Source organism: Kluyvera intermedia (genome assembly GCF_021440345.1).
GTDB classification, from domain to species: domain Bacteria; phylum Pseudomonadota; class Gammaproteobacteria; order Enterobacterales; family Enterobacteriaceae; genus Kluyvera; species Kluyvera intermedia_A.
The window spans coordinates 17,662-41,216 of record NZ_JAKCNS010000034.1 but is presented as its reverse complement, the minus strand read 5'-3'; the positions used below and the strand labels follow the sequence as shown (position 1 = coordinate 41,216).

Sequence of the window (23,555 nt, the reverse complement as noted above, 5' to 3'; positions counted from 1 at the left end):
CTCCTTTCTCACACCGCAACCAGCATGCCGCCGTCGACAAACAGCAAATGCCCGTTCACAAAATCGGAGGCTTTCGACGATAAGAATACCGCCGCGCCAACCAGCTCCTGCGGGTCGCCCCAGCGTGCCGCCGGGGTGCGTTTGCACAGCCAATCGGTAAAGGCTTTATCATCCACCAGAGCCTGAGTCATCGCCGTTTTGAAATAACCTGGGGCGATACCGTTCACCTGAATATTGTGTCGTGCCAGCTCCACGCACATACCGCGCGTCAGCATTTTGACCGCCCCTTTGGCGGCGGCGTAAGGGGTGATGGTGTCGCGTCCCAGCTCGCTTTGCATCGAACAGATATTGACGATTTTCCCGGACTGGCGGGTCATCATGCGTTTGGCAACGGCCTGTGAAACGAGGAACACGGCGGTTTGGTTCACGGCAATGACGTCATTCCACTCCTGCACCGGAAACTCGGTGAAAGGATGGCGGCGCTGAATACCGGCGTTGTTAAACAGCACATCGATAGCGCCAATGTCTTCTTCAATCTGCGCGATAGCGGCTTCTACGGAGTCCGGGTCAGTGACGTTAAAGACCGCGGTATGGGCGGTGGCGCCTTCATCACGTAATTTCATCGCCGCTTGTTCAGCACGCTCGGTGGAAATGTCGTTAATGATGATTTCTGCGCCATACTGCGCCAGCCCCTGTGCCATGACGTAGCCGATGCCCTGGCCGGAGCCGGTAATTAAAATATGTTTGCCCTGTAAGCTGAATAAATTGTTCATCGCTGTTTCCTGTATCACGGACGGCATACGCCCTGGGAAGATGCTGTCTATCTCACGGTTTTTATGTCGGTGAAACTGTGATGAAGATCACTCCCAACTATGTTACAAAAAGGGGTTACAGCATGTGTGATCCAGGGGCGGAAATCGTTGGGGAAACCGCGCTGCATGCGGCTTCCTGCCTGCGTTAGCGCATTCTCTTTTCGGGCGTCAGCAGGCATAATAGCCGGACAGTATTCGGCCATGACGGACAGGGTTAATGAAAGCACAACGGATAACGTTAGATGATATCGCCACGCTCGCGGGCGTAACCAAAATGACCGTCAGCCGTTATCTGCGCACGCCGGAAAAGGTGAAACCGGAAACGGCGGAAAGGATTGCCAGCGTGATTGCCGAAGTGGGCTATCAGCCCGATGCCGATAATCCCGCCATCAGCAGTAATATTGCGCCGCGCATTGGCGTACTGATTCCCTCCTTTAATAACCAGATTTTTGCCGATGTATTGGCCGGTATTGAATCCGTGACGACTGCGCACGGTTATCAAACGCTGGTGGTGAATTATGATTACGACAGCCAGCGCGAAGAGGAACAAATTGCCACCGTACTGGCGATGAACGTGAAGGCGCTGCTATTAACTGAATCGGTGCATACGCTACGCGCGGATAAATACCTGAAGGCGGCGAAAATACCGATTGCCGAAGTGATGGGGTTATCCGATAACGCCGGTCGTATTAACGTCGGTTTTGATAATTACCGTGCCGGATTCGATATGACCAATATGCTGCTGGCCAGCGGCAAAACGCAGATTATCTATTTTGGTTCAATGTCGGATATCCGCGATGAACAGCGCTATGCGGGCTACTGCAAAGCGATGGAAGAGGCCGGTTTGACGGTTGGGCGGATTGCGCCGAATAAGGTCTCCTCGGTTTCGATTGGCACCGGGATGATGACGCTGGCGCGACAGATGTATAAAGAGATGGATGCCATTTTGTGTACGAACGACGATCTGGCGGTTGGAGTGTTACAGGAGTGCATCGCTTCGGGTATCACGGTACCGCAGGAGATGGCGATTGCGGGCTTCCATGGGCTGGAGATTGGGCAGATAGTTAGCCCACGCCTGGCCAGCGTACTGACACCGCGCTTTGAAATGGGTAAAGTCGCTACCGAGATTTTAATTAAGAAAATAAAAGGCTTACCGACTATCGAAAAAGTCGACCTGCACTATCGCCTGTCGATGGGTGAAACCATCTAACCTCTCCCTCCTGATCCCCTGTGTTACGTGGTTGTTGCCACCCAGCCTGCGCCAGCGCTGGGTTTTGCCTTCGCGATCACGTCATCCGTAACACGGATTTCTAACACGATCCAGCGTGATGCAGATCGCAAAACGACGCAGTGAAAACCCGTTTGATAGGCGTAACGAATTTTCGAACTCTCAAACAGGTAAAACGATGAATACTGCAAACCCGAATACTGTGTTGTTGATTGCTCCGGTGGTTGACGGCTTGCTGGATAAACTCTCTTCCGCCTTCCAGGTCTATCGTCTGTATGAACAGGCTGACCCGCAGGCGTTCTTACGCCAGATTGGCGGCGACGTTCAGGCGGTGGTGACCCGCGGCGATATTGGCGTAACCCGTGCGGTACTTGAACAGCTGCCGAATGTGGGGCTGGTGGCGGTGTTTGGCGTCGGTACTGATGCGGTCGATCTCGACTACACCCGTGAACATCAGATTGCGGTGACCATCACCTCCGGCGTGCTGACCAATGATGTGGCCGACCTGGCCATGGGGCTGCTGATCTCCGGCGCGCGTCAGCTTTGTCAGGGCGACAAATTTGTCCGCGACGGCAAATGGCTCAAGCAGGCACCCGCGCTGGCGACCCAGGTCAGCGGTAAGCGAATCGGTATTTTCGGCATGGGCAATATCGGCCAGGCCATTGCCCGTCGCGCCCACGGTTTTGATATGGAGATCCTGTATACCGACCGTAAAAAACTCAGCCATGTTGATTACCAGTGGTGTGCCGATCTGCACACGCTGGCCCATGAAAGTGATTTCCTGGTGATTGCCGCCTCGGGCGGTGCCGCCAACCGGGGGCTGATTGATGCCAGCGTGTTTAACGTGATGCCGAAACATGCGTGGCTGATTAATATCGCGCGCGGCACGCTGGTGGATGAAAAAGCCTTAATTCACGCGTTACAAAATGGGGTGATTGCCGGGGCGGCGCTGGATGTTTATGAAGACGAACCGCATGTACCGGCGGCGCTGATGGCGCTGGATAACGTGGTTTTACAGCCGCATGTGGCCAGTGCCACCCATGAAACCCGCCAGCGCATGAGCGAGGTGGTCTTTAATAATGTCGCCGCCTTTTTTGACCATGCGCCATTACCGAATGCCATCGATTAAGCGTGACCTTTTCTCGCCATTAAATAACGTGACCTTCCCTCGATAGAGAGTGTGAATTATGAATGAGAAAATACCTGGCACTCGCTGGCTGCGCATCATTGCGCCTGTTCTCATCGCGTGCATTATTTCGTTTATGGACCGGGTTAATATTAGTTTTGCGCTGCCCGGCGGTATGGAGTCCGACCTGGGTATTACCAGTCAAATGGCCGGTGTCGCCAGCGGCATCTTTTTTATTGGTTATTTATTTCTGCAAATACCAGGTGGCCGCATTGCCGTTAATGGTAGCGGGAAACGGTTTATCGCCTGGTCGCTGATGGCCTGGGCGGTGGTATCCATCGCCACCGGTTTTGTCACTCACGAATATCAGCTGCTGGTGCTGCGCTTTATTCTCGGCGTCTCGGAAGGCGGAATGCTACCGGTGGTGCTGACGATGATCAGCAACTGGTTCCCGGAAAAAGAGATTGGCCGTGCGAATGCCTTTGTGATGATGTTTGCCCCGCTGGGCGGGATGCTGACGGCCCCGGTCTCCGGGGCGATTATTGCCGCGCTCGACTGGCGCTGGCTGTTTATCATCGAAGGGCTATTGTCGCTGGTGGTGCTGCTGGTGTGGTGGTTGATGATTAGCGACCGTCCGGAAGAGGCGCGCTGGCTGCCGGCTCGCGAACGTGAATACCTGCTGACGGCGCTCCACGCCGAGCGGGAGGCTCGTCGCTCGGAAGCGCCGGTCAGCAAAGCCCCGGTGCGGGAAGTGTTCCGCAACTCCGGGCTGATGAAGCTGGTATTGCTGAACTTCTTCTACCAGACCGGCGACTACGGCTACACCCTATGGCTGCCGACCATCCTGAAGAATCTGACCGGGGCCAATATGGCGAGCGTCGGCGTACTGGCTATCCTGCCGTTTGTCGCCACCCTTGCCGGGATCTACATCATTTCATTGTTCAGCGATCGTAGCGGCAAGCGTCGTCTGTGGGTGCGTTTCTCGCTCTATGGCTTTGCCGCCGCGCTGCTGGCCTCGGTGGTACTGCGGGACAATGTGGTCGCCGCCTATATCGCGCTGGTGATTTGTGGTTTCTTCCTGAAAGCGGCAACCAGCCCGTTCTGGTCGATTCCGGGACGTATCGCGATGCCGGAAGTGGCGGGCAGCGCGCGTGGTGTGATTAACGGTCTGGGGAACCTCGGCGGCTTCTGCGGCCCGTATCTGGTCGGGGTCATGATTTATTTCTACGGTCAGAACGTGGCGGTGTGTGCGCTAGCCGGTTCGTTAATCATTGCTGGGACCATCACCTTCTTCCTGCCGAAAAACTGCGACCTGAGCCATACGCCTGATGTCCCGCCGGTGGCAGATAAACCGGCCAACCAACCTTCCTGAACTCTCCTCTGGGGGCGCTTGTCGCCCCCCAAATCCTGCTGTTACGTCAACTGACCCTGTAAGTGTCATCATTAACTGTCTAAACTCAGGGATAAGAGCCTACCCCACTAGGCTATTTCACTTGTCATTTTGATCCTGGGCAGTGCTCAAAATCCTCACGTACTCCGTGTACGCTCCGGGATTGAAGCGCTGTCCGTGTCCAAACTGACTACGCCAATTACGCCTACTGGGATTGGCTCAAAATAATGAAGTAAGACAGGCGAATCATGATTCTGATTATTTATGCGCATCCTTATCCGCATCACTCGCATGCGAATAAGCGAATGCTTGAGCAGGTAAGGACGCTCGACGGAGTGGAAATCCGTTCCCTCTATCACCTCTATCCCGATTTTAATATTGATGTTGCTGCCGAACAGGAGGCGCTGTCTCGTGCCGATCTGGTTATCTTGCAGCATCCCATGCAGTGGTACAGCACGCCGCCGCTGCTCAAGCTGTGGCTGGATAAAGTGCTGTCCCATGGTTGGGCGTATGGCCACGGCGGTACGGCTCTGCACGGTAAAAGCGTAATGTGGGCGGTGACTACCGGCGGTGGTGAAAGCCACTTTGAGATTGGCTCGCATCCGGGGTTTGAGGTGCTGGGACAACCGCTGGAGGCGACCACGGCATACTGCGGGATGAAATGGCTGCCGCCGTTTGCGGTGCACTGCACGTTTATCTGCGATGAAGAGACGCTGCAGGCGAAAGCGCGCCACTATAAACAACGGCTACTGGCCTGGCAGGAGGAGCACAATAATGGATAGCCATACGCTCATACAGGCGCTGATTTATCTCGGATCGGCGGCGTTGATTGTCCCCATCGCCGTTCGCCTGGGGTTAGGGTCGGTGCTTGGCTACCTGATTGCCGGTTGCATTATCGGCCCGTGGGGATTGCGGCTGGTGACTGACGCCGAGGCGATTCTGCATTTCGCGGAAATTGGCGTGGTGCTGATGCTGTTTGTGATTGGCCTGGAGCTAGACCCGCAGCGGCTGTGGAAGCTCCGCGCGTCGGTATTTGGCGGCGGTCTGCTGCAGATGGTGCTGTGCGGCGCGCTGATTGGCGCCTTCTGTATCTTCCTCGGCCTGCGCTGGCAGGTGGCGGAATTAATCGGTATGACGCTGGCACTCTCTTCGACCGCCATTGCAATGCAGGCGATGAACGAACGCAACCTGACGGTGACTCAGGTCGGGCGCAGCGCCTTTGCGGTGCTGCTGTTCCAGGATATCGCGGCAATTCCGCTGGTGGCAATGATCCCGCTACTGGCAACCAGCGGCGGTTCAACAACGCTTGGCGCATTTGCTTTCTCCGCGCTGAAGGTCGCCGGGGCGCTGGCGCTGGTGGTCGTTCTTGGCCGCTATGTTACGCGTCCGCTGTTACGCTTTGTTGCGCGTTCGGGGCTGCGTGAGGTATTCAGCGCCGTGGCCCTGTTCCTGGTGTTTGGTTTCGGCCTGCTGCTGGAAGAGGTCGGTCTGTCGATGGCGATGGGGGCATTTTTGGCCGGGGTACTGCTGGCAAGCTCCGAATACCGCCACGCGCTGGAAAGCGATATCGAACCGTTTAAAGGGCTGCTGCTGGGGCTGTTCTTCATTGGCGTCGGGATGTCTATCGACTTCGGGACGCTTATCCATAACCCGCTGCGTATTATTACGCTGCTGGTCGGTTTCCTGGTGATTAAATCGTTCCTGCTGTGGCTTATCGCTAAACCGTTGCAGGTGCCGCGTTCGCAGCGTCTGTGGTTTGCGGCACTGCTGGGTCAGGGGAGTGAATTTGCCTTCGTGGTCTTTGGCGCGGCGCAGATGGCGAATGTGCTGGACGCTGACTGGGCAAAAGCGCTGACTCTGGCCGTCGCGCTGTCGATGGCGGCAACACCGATTCTGCTGGTGCTGCTGACGCGTATGGAAAAACGCGCCAGCTCCGGGGATTCACGTGAAGCGGATGAAATCGATGAAGAGCAGCCGCGGGTGATTATCGCCGGCTTCGGCCGCTTTGGTCAGATTACCGGGCGTCTTCTGCTCTCCAGCGGCGTGAAAATGGTTATCCTCGATCACGATCCGGACCACGTCGATACGCTGCGTAAATTCGATATGAAGGTGTTCTACGGCGATGCGACCCGGGTCGACCTGCTGGAGTCCGCCGGGGCGGCGAAAGCGGAAGTGTTGATTAACGCTATCGACGATCCGCAGGCCAGCCTGCAGCTGACGGAGCTGGCGAAGGAGCATTTCCCGCATCTGACGGTGATTGCCCGTGCGCGCGACGTTGAACACTATATCCAGCTGCGTCAGGCCGGGGTTGAAGCACCGGAACGTGAGACCTTTGAAGGGGCGCTGAAATCGGGCCGGCTGGCGCTGGAGTCGTTGGGACTTGGCGCTTATGAAGCGCGTGAGCGTGCCGATCTGTTCCGTCGTTTCAATACGCAGCTGATGGAAGAGATGGTGATGATGGCGGAAAATGACGCCTCTTCACGGGCGGCGGCGTTTAAACGTACCAGCGCCATGTTGACCGAAATCATCAATGAAGATCGTAATCATCTGTCGGTGGTACAGCGTCACGGCTGGCAGGGGACGGAAGAGGGGAAGCACAGCGGCAATCCACAGGATGAACCTGAGGTCAAACCAACGCTGTAAGCACGGCTGAACTGTAATGCTGGCTGTCCACTTTAGCTTCGTGGACTTGCCAGCAAATCTAAAAATTTTCTTATTCTTTACCTGGCTGCCAGTCGACGAAAGTTTATGCTTTCCGTATAGTGGCGACAATTTTTTTCGCATCTGGGACACACTCAATGATCAGTCTGATTGCTGCACTAGCGGTAGATCGCGTTATCGGTATGGAAAACGCCATGCCCTGGGACCTGCCGGCCGATCTGGCCTGGTTTAAACGCACAACATTAAACAAACCCGTGGTAATGGGGCGCCTGACCTGGGAATCCATCGGTCGTCCGCTGCCGGGCCGTAAGAACATCGTTATCAGCAGCCAGCCTGGCACCGACGATCGCGTGCAGTGGGTGAAATCGGTTGATGAAGCCATTGCGGCCTGCGGTGACGTGGAAGAGATTATGGTGATTGGCGGTGGTCGCGTGTATGAGCAGTTCCTGCCGAAAGCGCAGAAGCTGTACCTGACGCACATCGATGCGGAAGTGGAAGGCGATACCCATTTCCCGGATTACGATCCCGACCAGTGGGAATCAGTATTCAGCGAATTCCACGATGCGGATGAGCAGAACTCCCATAGTTACTGCTTCGAAGTGTTGGAGCGTCGTTAAGACCGAGCTTTTCCCCGGCGGCGCTTCGCTTGGCCGGGCTACCAAAACAAAAACGCCGGGTCGGACCCGGCGTTTTTGTTTTCATGATGTATCCGACCTGTGGCCGGGGGATGCCCCGAACTACGAAGCAACCGCCTCACTCTCGCCCGGATTCAGACGACGATTCGATGGCTGCGCGAAGTACATTTTATCTTCCCAGCGCAGACAGGTGAGATCGCCGCCCCAGCAGCAGCCGGTGTCCAGCGCATAAATCCCTTCCGGTGTGCCTTTACCTTCCAGCGACGCCCAATGACCAAAGGCCACGCTGTACTCTTCGGTAATCGGGCCTGGCAGCATAAACCATGGCTTCAGCGGAGCGGGTACGTCTTCCGGCGACTCTTTGCTGTACATATCCAGCTGGCCGTTCGGGAAGCAGTAGCGCATCCGGGTGAAAGCATTGGTGATAAAGCGCAGTCGTGCCAGACCGCTAAGATCCGCCGACCAGTTATTTGGCATATCGCCGTACATCGCGTCGAGGAAGAACGGATAGGAGTCGCTGGACAATACGGCTTCAACGTCGCGCGCGCACTGTTTGGCGGTTTCCATATCCCACTGCGGCGTAATACCCGCATGCGCCATCACTAATTTTTTATCTTCATCCACCTGCATCAGCGGCTGACGACGCAGCCAGTTGAGCAGATCGTCGGCATCCGGTGCTTCGAGCAGCGGGTTAAGGCGATCTTTCGGCTTGTTGCGGCTGATACCCGCGAAGACGGCCAGCAGGTGCAGGTCATGATTTCCCAGCACGATTTTGACGCAGTCGCCTAACGATTTAACGTAGCGCAGCACCTCTAACGAACCTGAGCCGCGCGCGACCAAATCTCCCGTCAACCATAGGGTATCTTTGCCTGGCGTAAACTCAACCTGTTGCAACAGGGCAATTAACTCATCGTAGCAACCGTGAATGTCGCCAATAAGGTATGTAGACATAATTAATGAATCAGCGTGGGAACAAAGAGACGGAAAACGGGGATGTCGATAGCGAACGGCACGCCGTCCACGTCGATCATGTCATAGTGGCCCTGCATGGTGCCGAGCGGCGTTTCCAGCACGGCACCGCTGGTGTACTGATATTCACCGCCGGGCTCGATGTGTGGCTGAACGCCGACGACACCTTCACCCTGTACTTCGGTTTCACGGCCATGGCCGTTGGTGATAACCCAGTAACGCCCTAGAAGCTGAACCGCAGTTCGCCCGAGATTGCGAATGGTCACCGTATAAGCGAAAACGTAACGTTCCTCTTCCGGCATGGAGTGCGTCTCAATGTAGACGCTCTGAACCTGGACGCAAACTCGTGGCGAATCAATCATGGTCTAGCTCTCCTTGGAGGGCGCATTCTCTGACAGATAATTGGCCATCCGGCAGTATTGCGCAACAGAGATATTTTCTGCACGCATCGCTGGGTCGACACCTAATTCCGTCAACAGCTCAACGCTGAACAGGTTGCCCAGGCTGTTACGGATGGTTTTACGACGTTGGTTAAACGCTTCGGTCGTAATACGGCTCAGTACGCGGACATCTTTTACCGGGTGCGGTTTGGTGGTATGTGGCACCAGACGGACAACGGCGGAATCCACTTTTGGCGGTGGCGTAAATGCGGTCGGCGGAACTTCAAGAACCGGGATCACATTGCAGTAGTATTGCGCCATGACGGTCAAACGACCATAGGCTTTACTGTTTGGTCCTGCAACCAGACGGTTAACCACTTCTTTTTGCAGCATGAAGTGCATGTCTGCAATAGCATTAGTATAGCTAAACAGGTGGAACATCAACGGCGTGGAGATGTTGTACGGCAGGTTGCCGAACACGCGCAGCGGCTGACCCAGTTTTTCAGACAGCTCGCCAAAGTTCATGGTCATGGCATCCTGCTGATAAATGGTCAGCTTCGGCCCCAGGAACGGGTGAGTTTGCAAACGTGCCGCGAGGTCGCGGTCCAGTTCGATAACGGTCATTTCGTCAAGACGTTCGCCAACCGGTTCGGTTAGCGCAGCGAGGCCCGGGCCGATTTCAACCATCGCCTGGCCTTTTTGCGGATTAATGGCCGCAACAATGCTGTCGATAACGAACTGGTCGTTTAAGAAGTTTTGCCCGAAGCGTTTACGGGCTAAGTGGCCCTGATGGACTCGATTATTCATTAGAGTTAACAATCATTTTGATGGCGAGATTAAGCGCCGTAATAAAACTGCCGACGTCCGCTTTCCCAAGGCCAGCCAGTTCAAGGGCGGTACCATGGTCAACGGAGGTGCGAATAAAGGGTAAGCCGAGCGTAATATTCACGCCGCGACCAAATCCCTGGTATTTTAGCACGGGTAGGCCCTGATCGTGGAACATTGCGAGTACGGCATCGGCGTGGTCCAGATACTTTGGCTGGAATAAGGTATCAGCAGGCAGCGGCCCGCTGAGATTCATCCCTTTCGCCCGCATCTCGTCCAGCACTGGGATGATGGTGTCGATCTCTTCGGTACCCATATGGCCGCCTTCTCCGGCGTGCGGATTCAGGCCGCAAACCAGAACGTGGGGCTCGGCAATACCAAACTTGTTGCGTAAATCGTCGTGCAGGATGGTAATGACTTCCCGCAGCAGATCCGGCGTGATGGCGTCACTCACCGCTTTGAGCGGCAGGTGCGTGGTCGCCAGCGCAACGCGCAGCTCTTCGGTGGCCAGCATCATCACCACTTTTTCGGCACCCGCGCGCTCTTCGAAGAACTCGGTATGGCCGGTAAAGGCGACGCCGGCATCGTTAATAATGCCTTTGTGTACCGGCCCGGTGACTAGCGCAGCAAACTCCCCGTTCAGACAGCCATCACAGGCCCGCGCCAGCGTCTCGACGACATAACGCCCGTTGTCGACGTTTAATACGCCGGGCTGGACGTCAGCATGCAGCGCAACGGGCAGCAGCGTTAGCGTACCGGCACGTTGTGGTGTTGCGGAGTGGTCGGGAGAGTAGGGTAAAAGCGTGAGGGGGAGGCCAAGGAGCCTGGCCCGCTCGATGAGCAGGCCGCCGTCTGCACAGACGACCAGTTCGAGCGGCCAGTCGCGCTGGGCCAGTTGGATAACGAGATCCGGGCCAATCCCGGCGGGTTCGCCGGGAGTGATAACAACGCGATGTTGTGTCATTAGTTGCTCAGAATTTTAACGTAGGCGCTTGCGCGCTGTTCCTGCATCCAGGTAGCCGCTTCTTCAGAGAACTTACGGTTCATCAGCATACGATAAGCACGATCTTTCTGTGCCGCATCGGTGCGGTCAACGTTACGCGTGTCCAGCAGCTGAATCAGGTGCCAGCCGAAGGAGGAGTGAACCGGGCCGCTCATTTGGCCTTTGTTCAGCTTCATCAGCGCATCGCGGAATGATGGATCGTAGATATCCGGCGTCGCCCAGCCTAAGTCACCGCCCTGGTTAGCAGAGCCTGGATCCTGAGACAGTTCTTTGGCCGCTTTCTCGAAAGTGGTTTTGCCGCTGCGGATATCCGCTGCAACCTGCTCCAGCTTCGCACGCGCCTGATCGTCGGTCATGATTGGCGATGGCTTCAGCAGAATGTGGCGAGCGTGGGTTTCAGTCACAGAGATGTTCTGAGTCTGGCCGCGCATGTCGTTGATTTTCAAGATGTGGAAACCAACGCCGGAACGGATTGGACCGACAACATCACCTTTTTTCGCCGTGCTCAGCGCCTGTGCAAAGATTGCCGGCAGCTCCTGAATACGACCCCAGCCCATCTGGCCGCCTTTCAGCGCCTGCTGGTCTGCAGAATAGGTGATAGCGAGCTTACCGAAGTCGGCACCGTTACGTGCCTGCTCGACGATAGACTCAGCCTGGCTCTGCGCTTCGTTGACCTGATCGGAGCTTGGATTTTCCGGCAGCGGAACCAGGATGTGGCTCAGGTTCAGCTCAGTGCTGGCGTCGTTCTGGGTACCAATCTGGTTGGCCAGAGCGTCAACTTCCTGCGGCAGCACGGTAATGCGACGGCGCACTTCGTTGTTACGCACTTCAGAAATCAGCATCTCTTTGCGAATCTGGCTGCGATAGGTGTTGTAGTTCATCCCATCGTAAGCCAGACGGCTGCGCATCTGATCCAGCGTCATGTTGTTCTGCTTAGCAATATTGGCGATCGCCTGATCGACCTGCTCGTCAGAAACCTTCACGCCCATTTTCTGCCCCATCTGCAGGATAATCTGATCCATGATCAGACGCTCCAGAATCTGGTGGCGCAGGGTTGCGTCGTCCGGCAGCTGTTGGCCAGCCTGACCAGAGTTCATTTTGACGGACTGCATCAGGCCATCAACGTCGCTCTCGAGTACGACGCCATTATTTACAACGGCTGCAACTTTATCGACAACCTGCGGGGCAGCGAAGCTGGTATTCGCAACTAAGGCGATACCGAGAAGCAGCGTTTTCCAGTTCTTCATACTTTTTCCATTTCAATTAACCGCAATGCGGATGATGTGTCTAACCAGTGACATTACAGCGAGCTTTGGTACGGCATGATGTTGGAACGCAGCATCTGCTGGGTACCCAGACCGTAGTTAGAGCTCAGACCACGCAGCTCAATGCTGAAGCCGATGGAGTTATCATATTTGGACCGACCGCCAGTGTTGCTGCTGTTGTAATCCCAGCCGTTGAGCTTACGCTCGTAGCCTACGCGGATCGCATAGCAGCAGGAGTTATACTGCACGCCAAGCATCTGATCGGCCGAGCTATGGGTGTTGGTGTCAAAGTAATAGGCACCCACCACGGACCAGCGGTCGACGATTGGCCAGCTTGCCGTTGCGCCAACCTGCGAGATCCCTTCCCGATACTGCTCGGCCGTTGAGTAAGTTGGCAGCGTGGCCTGGATATACTCTGGGCTGGCGTAGCGGTAGGTCAACTGCACTAAACGCTCGTCGTCCTGGCGGTATTCAATAGCTGAACTGCTGGTGGAGATGTTGTTCAGACGGGTATCGTACTGAATCCCACCGCGTAAACCCCACTTGTCGCTGATGCGCCAGTAGGTATCACCTGCCCAAACCAGCGAGCCCGTTTTGTCGTCTTTCTCCCAGTTTACGTTGTCATCACCGGTACGAGACTCGGTGAAATAGTAGATTTGACCAACGGAAACGTTAAAACGTTCAACGGCAGCGTCATCATAAATACGTGATGTGACACCGGTCGTGATTTGGTTTGCCGACGCAATACGATCAAGGCCGCTGTAGCTGCGGTCGCGGAACAGACCGGAGTAGTCAGATTGCAGGAAAGTTGAGTCGTAGTTATTGATTTTGCTCTGATCGCGGTACGGGATGTACAGGTACTGCATCCGCGGTTCCAGAGTCTGGGTATAGCCCGGAGTCAGCTCAACATCGCGCTCAAAGACCATTTTGCCGTCAACTTTCAGCTGCGGCATGGTGCGGTTGACCGAACTGGCCAGCTGATTAGCGTTGTCTGGATCGCGATTGTAGCTGTCGATATTGCTCTGGTTATAGTGTGTCGCCAGCAGCTTCGCTTCGGTATTGATGCTACCCCAACGGTTGCCCAATGGCAGACTGATGGTCGGCTCCATGTGCACACGCGTTGCTTCAGGCAGGCTGCTGTTGCTGTTGACGAACTTAACCGCCTGCGCATAAAGGTGCGTATCAAACGGCCCGACGTCGTTCTGATAGGCGTTCACGTCCAGCTGCGGCTCAGCAGAATAGGAGTTGCTGTTGGCGCGGTCGAAGACCTGGAACTGTTTTGACGACACGGTCGCATCGAAGTTCTGCACCACATAGCCGACGCTCAGCTTCTGCGTGGCATAGCCATCGGTACTGGAACCGTATTTGGAGTCAAAGTCGTTAAAATAGTCCGGATCGCTGACTTTGGTGTAATCGGCGTTGAAGCGCCACACTTGATCCATGACCCCGGCATGATGCCAGTAGAACAGCCAGCGACGGCTGTTTTCATCGTTCGGGTGATCGTTTGAATAGACCTTATCGGATGGCAGATAATCCAGCTCAAACAGGCCTTGACCGGCCTGGCTCAGATAGCGGAATTCGTTCTCCCACATGACGCCGCCACGCTTGTCCATATAGTGCGGGGTCAGCGTTGCGTCCATGTTTGGCGCAATGTTCCAGTAGTACGGCAGTGAGAACTCAAAGTGGTTTGAGCTACCGTACTTGGCGTTTGGAATCAGAAAACCTGAGCGACGCTTGTCACCCACCGGAAGCTGCAGATAAGGGCTATAGAAAACCGGCACCGGGCCAATTTTAAAGCGCGCATTCCAGATTTCCGCGACCTGTTCTTCGCGATCGTGGATCACTTCGCTCCCGACCACGCTCCAGGTGTTAGAACCCGGCAGACAGGAGGTAAAGCTGCCGTTTTCCAGAATGGTGTAACGGTTTTCGCCGCGCTGCTTCATCACGTCCGCGTTGCCACGGCCCTGACGGCCAACCATCTGGTAATCACCTTTCCAGACGTTAGTGTCTTTGGTATTCAGGTTTGACCAGGCTTTAGGCCCTTTCAGAATTACCTGATTATCGTCATAGTGGACGTTACCGAGTGCATCAACGGTACGAACAGGCGTAGGCTGACCATCGGCCTGCTTCTGATGCAGCTGAACTTCATCTGCCTGCAAGCGGCTATTGCCCTGATTAATATCAACGTTGCCTTTAAAAACGGCGTTTTCAGGGTAGTTGCCATCGGCGTGATCGGCAGTAATGGTGACGGGCTGCTCGTTAGTCTTGCCGCTTACCAGCGGGCGATCGTAACTCGGGACGCCAAGCATACATTGTGATGCGAGATCCGCAGCCAATCCCTGCTGACTGTACAAGGCGCTGGCGATCATGGTCGCGAGGAGAGTGGGAATACGTTTTTTCATACGTTGTATTTGTTGTTCCGTCATCTATAGCATTGCGGCTTGCAAACGGTCAGAGACTAACGTACTCATCGTTATCACGCTAGTTTTATCCTGCCCGTTCTCGCCAGAGGTGTTATGCACGGCATTGAATGACAGGTATGATAATGCATATTTTAGCCGCTGGCATGACGATTTGGGGAGTATATGCAGTATTGGGGAAAAGTGATTGGTGTGGCCATCGCTCTATTAATGGGCGGAGGGTTTTGGGGCGTTGTCCTCGGGCTGCTTGTGGGTCACATGTTTGATAAGGCGCGAAGCCGTCGCATGAACTGGTTTGCCAATCAACAGCAGCGTCAGTCGCTGTTTTTTGCCACCACGTTTGAAGTGATGGGCCACCTGACCAAATCGAAAGGGCGCGTGACCGAAGCGGATATTCATATCGCCAGTCTGTTTATGGATCGTATGAATCTGCACGGTGAATCGCGCACGGCGGCTCAACAGGCATTTCGCGTCGGTAAAGCCGACAACTATCCGCTGCGCGAAAAAATGCGTCAGTTCCGCAGCGTCTGTTTTGGTCGTTTTGATCTGATTCGCATGTTTCTGGAGATCCAGATTCAGGCGGCGTTTGCCGACGGTTCATTGCACCCGAATGAGCGCGATGTGCTGTACGTGATTGCTGAAGAGCTGGGGATCTCCAACGCCCAGTTCGATCAGTTCCTGCGTATGATGCAGGGCGGCGCACAGTTTGGCGGCGGCTATCATCAGCAGTCGCAGGGCGGCAACGGCGGCGGCTGGCAACAGGCGCAACGTGGCCCGACGCTGGAAGATGCCTGCAACGTGCTGGGCGTGAAGCCCAACGATGATGCCACGACCATTAAGCGCGCTTACCGTAAGTTAATGAGCGAGCATCACCCGGATAAACTGGTGGCCAAAGGGTTACCGCCGGAGATGATGGAGATGGCGAAGCAGAAAGCGCAGGAAATTCAGAAAGCGTACGAGCTGATTAAAGAACAGAAAGGGTTTAAGTAAGCGTTTAATCGTCGTCGGATGACGGTCTGTGTCTTACCCGGCCTACGCAGAATGGTAGGCCGGGTAAGCGAAGCATCCTTAGATGAGGGCTTCGTTAAAAATCGACCGGTGCCTTGAACGTCATACTGGTGCCAAATTCCGGATGGGTAATGGTCAACGTCTGCGCATGCAGCTGCAAACGGGGTGCCATCGCCAGTGCTTCCGGTGTGGCGTAAAAACGGTCACCCAGAATCGGGTGCCCCAGTGCCAGCATATGCACGCGCAGCTGGTGAGAACGCCCGGTAATTGGTTTTAGCAGCACGCGGGCGGTGTTATCCGCCGCGTACTCCAGCACTTCATACTCGGTCTGCGCCGACTTCCCGGTTTCATAACACACCTTCTGCTTAGGCCGGTTCGGCCAGTCGCAAATCAGCGGTAAATCTACCAGACCTTCCTGCGGCTGCGGGTGTCCCCACACGCGAGCCACGTATTGTTTCTTCGGCTCGCGTTCGCGGAACTGGCGTTTTAGCTCACGTTCAGCCGCTTTGGTCAGGGCTACTACGATGACGCCACTGGTTGCCATATCGAGGCGGTGCACTGACTCCGCCTGCGGAAAGTCGCGCTGGACGCGCGTCATGACGCTGTCTTTATGCTCTTCCTGACGGCCGGGCACGGACAACAAGCCGCTTGGCTTGTTGACCACCATGATGTGCTCATCCTGATAGAGGATGACCAGCCATGGATCCTGTGGCGGAAAATAGTTTTCCATTCCCATAGCGGGCTCCTGTTACTGGTGAGTGACGACGATCAGACGCAGTGCGTCCAGACGCCATCCCGCCTGTGATAGGCTTTCCATCACCTGCTGACGGTTGCTTTCAATCGCCGACAGTTCGTCGTCGCGAATGTTTGGGTTCACCGCTTTCAGCGCTTCCAGACGCGACAGTTCAGCGCTGAGCTTCTCATCGGCTTCCTGACGTGCGCCATCAATCAGCGCCTGCGCAGCTTTGGCAATCTGCCCTTCGCCCAGTTGCAGAATTGCGTGCACATCCTGTTGTACCGCATTCACCAGCTTGCTGCCGGTATGACGGTTTACCGCGCTGAGCTGGCGGTTGAAGGTTTCAAACTCGACCTGAGCGGCGAGGTTGGTACCGTTCTTATCCAGCAGCATACGCACCGGCGTCGGTGGCAGGAAGCGGTTAAGCTGCAGCTGTTTTGGCGCCTGCGCTTCAACAACATAAATCAGTTCAACCAGCAGGGTACCGACCGGCAGCGCCTTGTTTTTCAACAGTGAAATGGTGCTGCTCCCGGTATCGCCGGAAAGGATCAGATCCAGACCGTTGTGAATCAGCGGGTGTTCCCAGGTGAGGAACTGCGCGTCTTCGCGGGACAGTGCGACATCACGCTCGAAGGTCACGGTGCAACCATCTTCCGGCAGACCCGGGAAGTCTGGCACCAGCATGTGATCGGATGGCGTCAGCACGATCAGGTTTTCACCGCGATCGTCCTGGTTGATGCCGACGATATCGAACAGGTTCATGGCAAAGGCAATGAGGTTGGTATCGTCATCCTGCTCTTCGATGCTTTCAGCCAGAAGCTGTGCTTTCTCGCCGCCGTTGGAGTGAATTTCCAGCAGGCGATCGCGGCCCTGTTCCAGCTGTGTTTTCAGCGCTTCATGCTGTTCGCGGCAGGCTTTAATCAGGTCGTCAAAACCGTCAGTATTTTCTGGAGTCGCCAGGTAGTTGATCAGTTGACCGTGAACGCTGTCATAGATGGTACGGCCGGTCGGACAGGTGTGCTCGAATGCGTCGAGACCTTCATGGAACCAGCGAACCAGCACCGACTGAGCGGTTTTTTCGAGGAACGGCACGTGGATCTGAATATCGTGCGCCTGACCGATACGGTCCAGACGGCCGATACGCTGCTCCAGCAGGTCCGGGTTGAACGGCAGGTCAAACATCACCAGGTTGCTGGCGAACTGGAAGTTACGGCCTTCAGAGCCGATTTCTGAACACAGCAAAACCTGAGCGCCGCTGTCCTCTTCGCCAAACCAGGCGGCGGCGCGGTCACGTTCGATAATTGACATGCCTTCGTGGAATACGGCGGCGCGGATGCCTTCGCGTTCGCGCAGAACCTGCTCCAGCTGCAGCGCAGTGGCGGCTTTGGCGCAAATCACCAGGACTTTCTGCGAACGGTGCGCGGTCAGGTAGCCCATCAGCCACTCAACGCGCGGATCGAAGTTCCACCAGGTACCGGTATCGCCTTCAAATTCTTGATAAATCTGCTCTGGATACAGCATGTCGCGAGCGCGTTCTTCGGCGCCTTTGCGAGCACCCATAATGCCGGAGACTTTAATCGCCGTCTGATACTGTGCCGGCAGCGGCAGCTTGATGGTGTGCAGTTCGCGTTTCGGGAAGCCTTTCACCCCGTTACGGGTGTTACGGAACAGCACGCGGCTGGTACCGTGGCGGTCCATCAGCATGGAGACCAGCTCCTGGCGTGCGGCTTCGGCGCCTTCGCGATCGCTGTTGGCGGTTTGCAGCAGGGCTTCAATATCCTGCTCGCCAATCAGTTCGCCCAGCATATTCAGATCATCATTACTGAGTTTGTTACCGGCCAGCAGCAGCGCGACGGCGTCGGCTACTGGACGATAATTATTTTGTTCTTCAACAAACTGTGCGAAATCGTGGAAGCGGTTCGGGTCAAGCAGACGCAGACGCGCGAAGTGGCTTTCCATACCCAGTTGCTCCGGCGTTGCAGTCAGCAGCAGGATGCCAGGCACGCGCTCGGCCAGCTGTTCAATCGCTTGATATTCGCGGCTTGGTGCCTCTTCGCTCCACACCAGGTGGTGCGCTTCATCGACCACCATCAGATCCCATTCGGCATCGCACAGGTGTTCGAGGCGCTGTTTGCTACGACGCACGAAGTCCAGCGAGCAGATCACCAGCTGTTCGGTTTCAAATGGGTTATAGGCGTCGTGCTGGGCTTCGGCATAGCGTTCATCATCAAACAGCGCAAAGCGCAGGTTGAAGCGGCGCAGCATTTCGACCAGCCACTGATGCTGCAGGGTTTCTGGCACGATAATCAGTACGCGCTGTGCCGCACCGGACAGCAGCTGTTGGTGCAGGATCATCCCGGCTTCAATGGTTTTACCCAAGCCAACTTCATCTGCCAGCAGTACGCGCGGAGCGTGACGACGGCCAACATCATGGGCGATGTTGAGCTGATGTGGAATAAGGCTGGTGCGCTGGCCGCGCAGGCCGCTCCATGGCATGCGGTACTGTTCGCTCTGGTACTTACGCGCGCGGTAGCGCAGCGCGAAACGATCCATGCGGTCAATCTGACCGGCAAAGAGACGGTCCTGCGGTTTGCTAAACACCAGTTTGCTGTCGAGCAGTACTTCGCGCAGCATCACGTTCTCTTCTTCGGTGTCCTGACGGGTACCGATGTACGCCAGCAGACCATTTTCTTCTTTAACTTCATCAACGAGCAACTGCCAGCCTTCATGGCTTGTTATCGTGTCGCCGGGATTGAACATCACGCGGGTCACGGGGGAGTCACTACGGGCGTACAGACGGTTCTCTCCGGTTGCCGAAAAGAGTAGGGTGACGGTTCGTGCATCCATTGCAACAACAGTACCAAGTCCCAATTCGCTTTCTGTATCGCTGATCCAGCGTTGACCAAGTGTAAAAGGCATATGCGTTCGGCTCTATCTTTAATAAATTGCAGGCAATATTCATCCACCACCTAAAGGAAGGCGGCGAGTGAATGAGGTCCAGGAATGGAAAGGGCGCTATGGTACTGGATGGCGAGACGTTAGTCACCTGTCAAAATAGACCCAGTTGCCCTGTCACTATTGTAGCAAAATCGTCGTCGACAAAGGGGAGAATTCCTTCGGCAACGGGCGCTAATTGTTTTGTCAGGTAGTGATCGTAATCCAGCGGTGATTGCTGATATGCCAGCGGCTCCGGGCCGTTAGTGGTCCAGACGTAGCGGATGCTTCCGCGCTGCTGGTACTGTTGCGGACGGCCAAGCCGCACGTTGTGTTCATCGGCCAGGCGAGCGGCGCGCACATGCGGCGGGATGTTACGCTGATACTCCGCCAATGGGCGACGCAGCTGCTTACGATAAACCAGCTGTTCGTCCAATTCACCGGCCATTAGTTTATCGATGGTTTCGCGAATGAAATCCCGGTACGGCTCGTTGCGGAAAATGCGTAAATAGAGGGCCTGCTGAAACTGCTGCGCCAGCGGCGTCCAGTCGGTGCGGACGGTCTCTAGCCCTTTGTACAGCATGCGCTGTTTATCACCTTCCTGAATCATCCCGGCGTAGCGTTTTTTACTGCCGGTATCGGCCCCACGAATGGTCGGCATCAGGAAGCGGCAAAAGTGGGTTTCAAATTCCAGCTCCATCGCGCTGGTCAGGCCGCTTTTTTGTAGCTCATCGGCCCACCACCGGTTCACAAACGCGACCAGCGAACGGCCAATTTCGGCGGCTTTATCTTCATCATGGGCGCGTTTGAGCCAGACAAAGGTGGAGTCGGTATCACCATAAATGACGTCATAGCCCTGCGATTCGATCAGCGCTTTGGTCTGGCGCATGATCGCATGCCCGCGCATGGTTATCGACGAGGCCAGACGAGGATCGAAAAAGCGGCAGGCGCTGGTGCCCAGTACGCCGTAGAAGGCGTTCATGATGATCTTCAGCGCCTGCGATAATGGTTTGTTGTGCTGGCGTTTTGCTTCATCACGGGCGTGCCAAATCTGGCTGACGATCCCCGGCAGGCAATGCTTATTGCGGGAGAACCACGCGTCGAGAAAACCTTCCGTGCTGTGCTGTTGTTCAGGATGCGCCATCCCTTCAATCAGGCCAACCGGGTCTATCAGGAATGAGCGAATGATCGACGGATACAGGCTTTTGTAGTCGAGCACCAGCACAGAATCATACAGCCCGGGGCGCGAGTCCATGACGTAGCCACCAGGGCTGGCCTGCGGAGGGACTTCGCCAAGGTTGGGTGCCACATAGCCGAGGCGATGCATGCGCGGAAAATAGAGGTGGCTAAAGGCGGCGACCGAGCCGCCGTGTCTGTCGACTGCCAGGCCGTTGACCGTGGCGCGCTCCAGCAGGAACGGCATAATTTCCGTTTTGTGGAAAATGCGCGTCACCAGCTCGCAGTCTTTCAGGTTATAGGTGGCCAGTGCGGGTTTATCTTCGGCGAAACGGCGGTCAATTTCGTCCATCCTGTCCCACGGATTATCAATGGCTTTGCCTTCGCCCAATAATTCACGAGAGACATTTTCCAGAGAAAAGGACGAAAAGCTCCAGAAAGCGGATTTCAGCGCTTCAATGCCATCGATAATTAACCGCCCGGCGGCCTGGGCGAAGAAGACGCCATTTTTAAAACCGTGCTCGCGCCACTCTAGCTCGCTGCCGCCGCGCCCGAGCAGCAGCGGGACTTTGTAACGTTCGGCGCTTTTTTGCAGTACCCGAAGATCAAACTGCACCACGTTCCAGCCGATCAGCACATCCGGATCGTATTCAGCAAACCAGGCGTTGAGTTTTTCCAGCAGCAGCGGGCGGCTGGCAACATATTCGAGATGAAAATCGACCTGTGGCTGCTGCTCCGGGGGTGAACCGAGCATATAGACGGTGCGCTGGCCACAGCCTTCAAGGCCGATGCAGTAGAGCTCGCCGTGACGGCTGGTTTCGATATCCAGTGATACCCATTTCAGCGGTGGGCGGTAGTCCGGGTTTGGCTTCATTCGCGCCTGGCGAAGGGTGGTGCCGCGCCTTTCGCCTTCAACCCATACCGGAGCGGTGATAAAGCGCTCCATCAGGTAACGTTCCGGCGGGCGGACGTCGGCTTCATAGACGGTAATGCCGTTTTCGCGCAGTAGCTTTTCCAGCCGCATCAATTGGCGATGGGCACGGCAGTAAAGGCCAAAAACCGGCTGGCGATGGAAATCTTTGAGGGTGAGCGGCGCAAAACGCAGGCCATTTTCACCGTGCAGCAGGCGTTCAACCTGCGCACGCTGGGATTCGGGGATAAACGCCACAGACTCTTGCGGCGGCAGCGTGACCTGCAGCGGGCCGCTGTCGGTCGCCAGCCAGAAAATCAGCTCTGTGCCCTGCGGTGTATCCCGCCAGTGACGGGTCAATAGAAAACCTTCTTGTGCCTGCGTCACGCGCTGCTCTTTGTCAGTAAACCTTGCCCAAGTATAGCATGAACGCTACAGGGTATGGGGTTATATACAGTATTTATAGGTTGGTTATAAGCTGTATTTACTTCCCTTTCAATGTGTCAATGAGGGGAGAGATCATCTGTGCTCTGAGCGCCTCTTTGTCGCCGCGGCCCGCATATTTGATATCAGGGTGCGCATAGCGGTTCATTTCGCGGGCAATATCCAGCATGGCATTGCCATAGCGACGCCCTTTCGTCATTTCATTTTCCTGCTCAATCACCTGCACCATGATATCCATGGTGGAATTGAGCATAACCTCGATCTCACACTTCATTTTGGGCAAAATGCTTTTCACCTGCGCGAGCACCGCGGCTTTGGCATCTTCCATAACATCCTGATCAATAACGTAGTTAGAAACCAATTGAACGGTGATTTTGTCTACCATCCGAGAGAAGTTTTTGAAGAGGATCCCATCGCTGCAAATGCGGGGCAGATTCTTAAGGAAGGAGAAGTAATTATTGCCATCATAATCAAGTAGCGAGCCGTATTTGTCTTGAGTGAGCTCGGTGTAGGCATAGATAGCTTTTTTAGGGCCGCGTACTTTTGATTCGGCGATAACCAGGTGACGTGTTTCAGGATCGTAGGCGACAACGTCAATATCACTCCAGCCACCATTTTCGGTTTGATAGGCAAATCGAACCCGGGTCCAATAATCCTTTAGCAGCCAGTAAGATTCAATAATTCCTTCCGAGACCATAACTTCAGACATGTGTGAGACCTTAATATGAGTATTTAGACATATGAAGCGTACGCTTGCCGTAACAACTTAAATATTAAGTTGATTTTACGACGCTTTAGCTGTGCTAAATAAGTCCAGGAATCAGGTAGGGAAGGGATTTAAAAATAGATTGTTATGCCGTCAGAACCTGTTCTGACGGCCATAATTTACTGCCCGTAATAAGCCTTTGCCCCGTGCTTACGCAAGTAGTGTTTATCCAGCAGCGTTTGCTGCATATCCGGTAGCTCTGGCGCTAGCTGGCGGCAGAAGATACCCATATAGGCAATCTCTTCCAGAACGATGGCGTTATGCACCGCATCTTCGGCATTTTTGCCCCACGCAAACGGGCCGTGGGAATGAACCAGTACGCCGGGCATTTGCGCTGGGTCAATGCCGTTTTGCCGGAAGGTTTCGACGATCACCGCGCCGGTTTCCCATTCGTAATCACCGTTGATTTCCGTGTCGGTCATCAGGCGGGTACAGGGCACGGCGCCGTAGAAATAGTCGGCGTGGGTGGTGCCGGTCGCTGGAATAGACTGCCCGGCCTGCGCCCAGATGGTCGCATGGCGCGAGTGGGTGTGAACGATGCCGCCGAGCGTGGGAAATGCTTGATACAGCAGGCGGTGGGTTGGGGTATCCGATGAGGGTTTTTTCTTACCCTCGACCACTTCACCGGTTTCGAGGCTCACCACCACCATATCGTCAGCGGTCATCACGCTATAGTCGACACCGGAAGGTTTGATCACCAGCACGCCGCACTCGCGGTCAACGGCGCTGACGTTGCCCCAGGTTAAGGTCACCAGGTTGTGTCTGGGAAGCGCCAGATTGGCTTCCAGCACCTGACGTTTGAGATCGTCTAACATGGTTTGCTCCGTGTTTCAGTTTCCCTCACCCCGGCCTTCTCCTGCAGGGAGA

At 55.4% G+C, this 23,555-nt stretch carries 19 protein-coding genes; 7 read left to right on the top strand and 12 right to left on the bottom strand.

All coding sequences use genetic code 11. The features are described 5' to 3' along the window. Positions 1 to 8 precede the first annotated feature (8 nt). Positions 9 to 773, bottom strand: coding sequence for a gluconate 5-dehydrogenase (gene idnO, locus LZ634_RS10475; RefSeq protein WP_234504730.1), 765 nt, complete (start codon positions 771 to 773; stop codon positions 9 to 11). A 256-nt stretch (positions 774 to 1,029) separates the two neighbouring features. Between idnO and LZ634_RS10470 the strand changes: the two genes are divergently transcribed. From LZ634_RS10470 to folA, 6 genes are all read left to right on the top strand, one after another. After that, the gene (locus LZ634_RS10470; protein ID WP_234504728.1) at positions 1,030 to 2,022 is read left to right on the top strand and encodes a LacI family DNA-binding transcriptional regulator; all 993 of its coding nucleotides are present in this window, start codon (positions 1,030 to 1,032) and stop codon (positions 2,020 to 2,022) included. A gap of 196 nt (positions 2,023 to 2,218) precedes the next feature. After that, positions 2,219 to 3,169: a 2-hydroxyacid dehydrogenase gene (locus LZ634_RS10465; RefSeq protein ID WP_234504726.1), complete on the top strand. Its 951-nt coding sequence runs from the start codon at positions 2,219 to 2,221 to the stop codon at positions 3,167 to 3,169. Positions 3,170 to 3,227: 58 nt separating this feature from the next. Then, a complete protein-coding gene (locus LZ634_RS10460) occupies positions 3,228 to 4,538 on the top strand; it encodes an MFS transporter (protein ID WP_234504725.1) in 1,311 nt (436 codons plus the stop codon). 266 nt (positions 4,539 to 4,804) lie between these two features. After that, positions 4,805 to 5,338, top strand: a complete 534-nt coding sequence (gene kefF / locus LZ634_RS10455; protein WP_234504722.1) for a glutathione-regulated potassium-efflux system oxidoreductase KefF — start codon at positions 4,805 to 4,807, stop codon at positions 5,336 to 5,338. Next, on the top strand, positions 5,331 to 7,199 hold the full coding sequence (gene kefC, locus LZ634_RS10450; RefSeq protein WP_234504720.1) for a glutathione-regulated potassium-efflux system protein KefC: 1,869 nt from the start codon (positions 5,331 to 5,333) through the stop codon (positions 7,197 to 7,199). Before kefF ends, kefC begins: the two co-directional genes overlap by 8 nt. A gap of 155 nt (positions 7,200 to 7,354) precedes the next feature. Continuing rightward, positions 7,355 to 7,834, top strand: coding sequence for a type 3 dihydrofolate reductase (folA, locus tag LZ634_RS10445; RefSeq protein ID WP_052283075.1), 480 nt, complete (start codon positions 7,355 to 7,357; stop codon positions 7,832 to 7,834). Between the two features lie 120 nt (positions 7,835 to 7,954). On the opposite strand, the gene apaH is transcribed toward folA, so the two are convergent. Genes apaH through lptD form a run of 6 tightly spaced genes read right to left on the bottom strand, consistent with a single transcriptional unit; the run spans position 7,955 to position 14,696 of the window. Further along, positions 7,955 to 8,803, bottom strand: a complete 849-nt coding sequence (apaH, locus tag LZ634_RS10440; RefSeq protein ID WP_234504717.1) for a bis(5'-nucleosyl)-tetraphosphatase (symmetrical) ApaH — start codon at positions 8,801 to 8,803, stop codon at positions 7,955 to 7,957. Positions 8,804 to 8,805: 2 nt separating this feature from the next. Beyond that, positions 8,806 to 9,183, bottom strand: coding sequence for a Co2+/Mg2+ efflux protein ApaG (apaG, locus tag LZ634_RS10435; protein ID WP_234504716.1), 378 nt, complete (start codon positions 9,181 to 9,183; stop codon positions 8,806 to 8,808). Between the two features lie 3 nt (positions 9,184 to 9,186). Beyond that, positions 9,187 to 10,008: a 16S rRNA (adenine(1518)-N(6)/adenine(1519)-N(6))-dimethyltransferase RsmA gene (rsmA, locus tag LZ634_RS10430; RefSeq protein ID WP_234504715.1), complete on the bottom strand. Its 822-nt coding sequence runs from the start codon at positions 10,006 to 10,008 to the stop codon at positions 9,187 to 9,189. After that, on the bottom strand, positions 10,001 to 10,990 hold the full coding sequence (gene pdxA, locus LZ634_RS10425; protein WP_234504714.1) for a 4-hydroxythreonine-4-phosphate dehydrogenase PdxA: 990 nt from the start codon (positions 10,988 to 10,990) through the stop codon (positions 10,001 to 10,003). Before pdxA ends, rsmA begins: the two co-directional genes overlap by 8 nt. Next, entirely contained in the window at positions 10,990 to 12,276 is a 1,287-nt protein-coding gene (surA, locus tag LZ634_RS10420) for a peptidylprolyl isomerase SurA (RefSeq protein WP_234504713.1), read from the bottom strand. The genes pdxA and surA overlap by 1 nt, the downstream gene beginning before the upstream one ends. Positions 12,277 to 12,329: 53 nt before the next feature. After that, positions 12,330 to 14,696 (bottom strand): LPS assembly protein LptD, encoded by a 2,367-nt coding sequence (gene lptD, locus LZ634_RS10415; protein ID WP_234504712.1) that lies wholly within the window; start codon positions 14,694 to 14,696, stop codon positions 12,330 to 12,332. Between the two features lie 183 nt (positions 14,697 to 14,879). Between lptD and djlA the strand changes: the two genes are divergently transcribed. Continuing rightward, the gene (djlA, locus tag LZ634_RS10410) at positions 14,880 to 15,704 is read left to right on the top strand and encodes a co-chaperone DjlA (RefSeq protein ID WP_234504711.1); all 825 of its coding nucleotides are present in this window, start codon (positions 14,880 to 14,882) and stop codon (positions 15,702 to 15,704) included. Between the two features lie 94 nt (positions 15,705 to 15,798). On the opposite strand, the gene rluA is transcribed toward djlA, so the two are convergent. From rluA to araD, 5 genes are all read right to left on the bottom strand, one after another. Next, positions 15,799 to 16,458 carry a bifunctional tRNA pseudouridine(32) synthase/23S rRNA pseudouridine(746) synthase RluA gene (gene rluA / locus LZ634_RS10405; protein WP_052283068.1) on the bottom strand — a complete coding sequence of 220 codons (660 nt, stop codon included), beginning with the start codon at positions 16,456 to 16,458 and terminating at the stop codon, positions 15,799 to 15,801. 12 nt (positions 16,459 to 16,470) lie between these two features. After that, positions 16,471 to 19,377 carry an RNA polymerase-associated protein RapA gene (gene rapA / locus LZ634_RS10400; RefSeq protein ID WP_234504710.1) on the bottom strand — a complete coding sequence of 969 codons (2,907 nt, stop codon included), beginning with the start codon at positions 19,375 to 19,377 and terminating at the stop codon, positions 16,471 to 16,473. A gap of 130 nt (positions 19,378 to 19,507) precedes the next feature. Further along, entirely contained in the window at positions 19,508 to 21,865 is a 2,358-nt protein-coding gene (gene polB, locus LZ634_RS10395; protein ID WP_234504708.1) for a DNA polymerase II, read from the bottom strand. 97 nt (positions 21,866 to 21,962) lie between these two features. Beyond that, positions 21,963 to 22,631, bottom strand: a complete 669-nt coding sequence (locus LZ634_RS10390; RefSeq protein WP_234504705.1) for a hypothetical protein — start codon at positions 22,629 to 22,631, stop codon at positions 21,963 to 21,965. A gap of 176 nt (positions 22,632 to 22,807) precedes the next feature. Then, positions 22,808 to 23,503 carry an L-ribulose-5-phosphate 4-epimerase gene (gene araD / locus LZ634_RS10385; RefSeq protein WP_234504702.1) on the bottom strand — a complete coding sequence of 232 codons (696 nt, stop codon included), beginning with the start codon at positions 23,501 to 23,503 and terminating at the stop codon, positions 22,808 to 22,810. Positions 23,504 to 23,555: the final 52 nt, after the last annotated feature.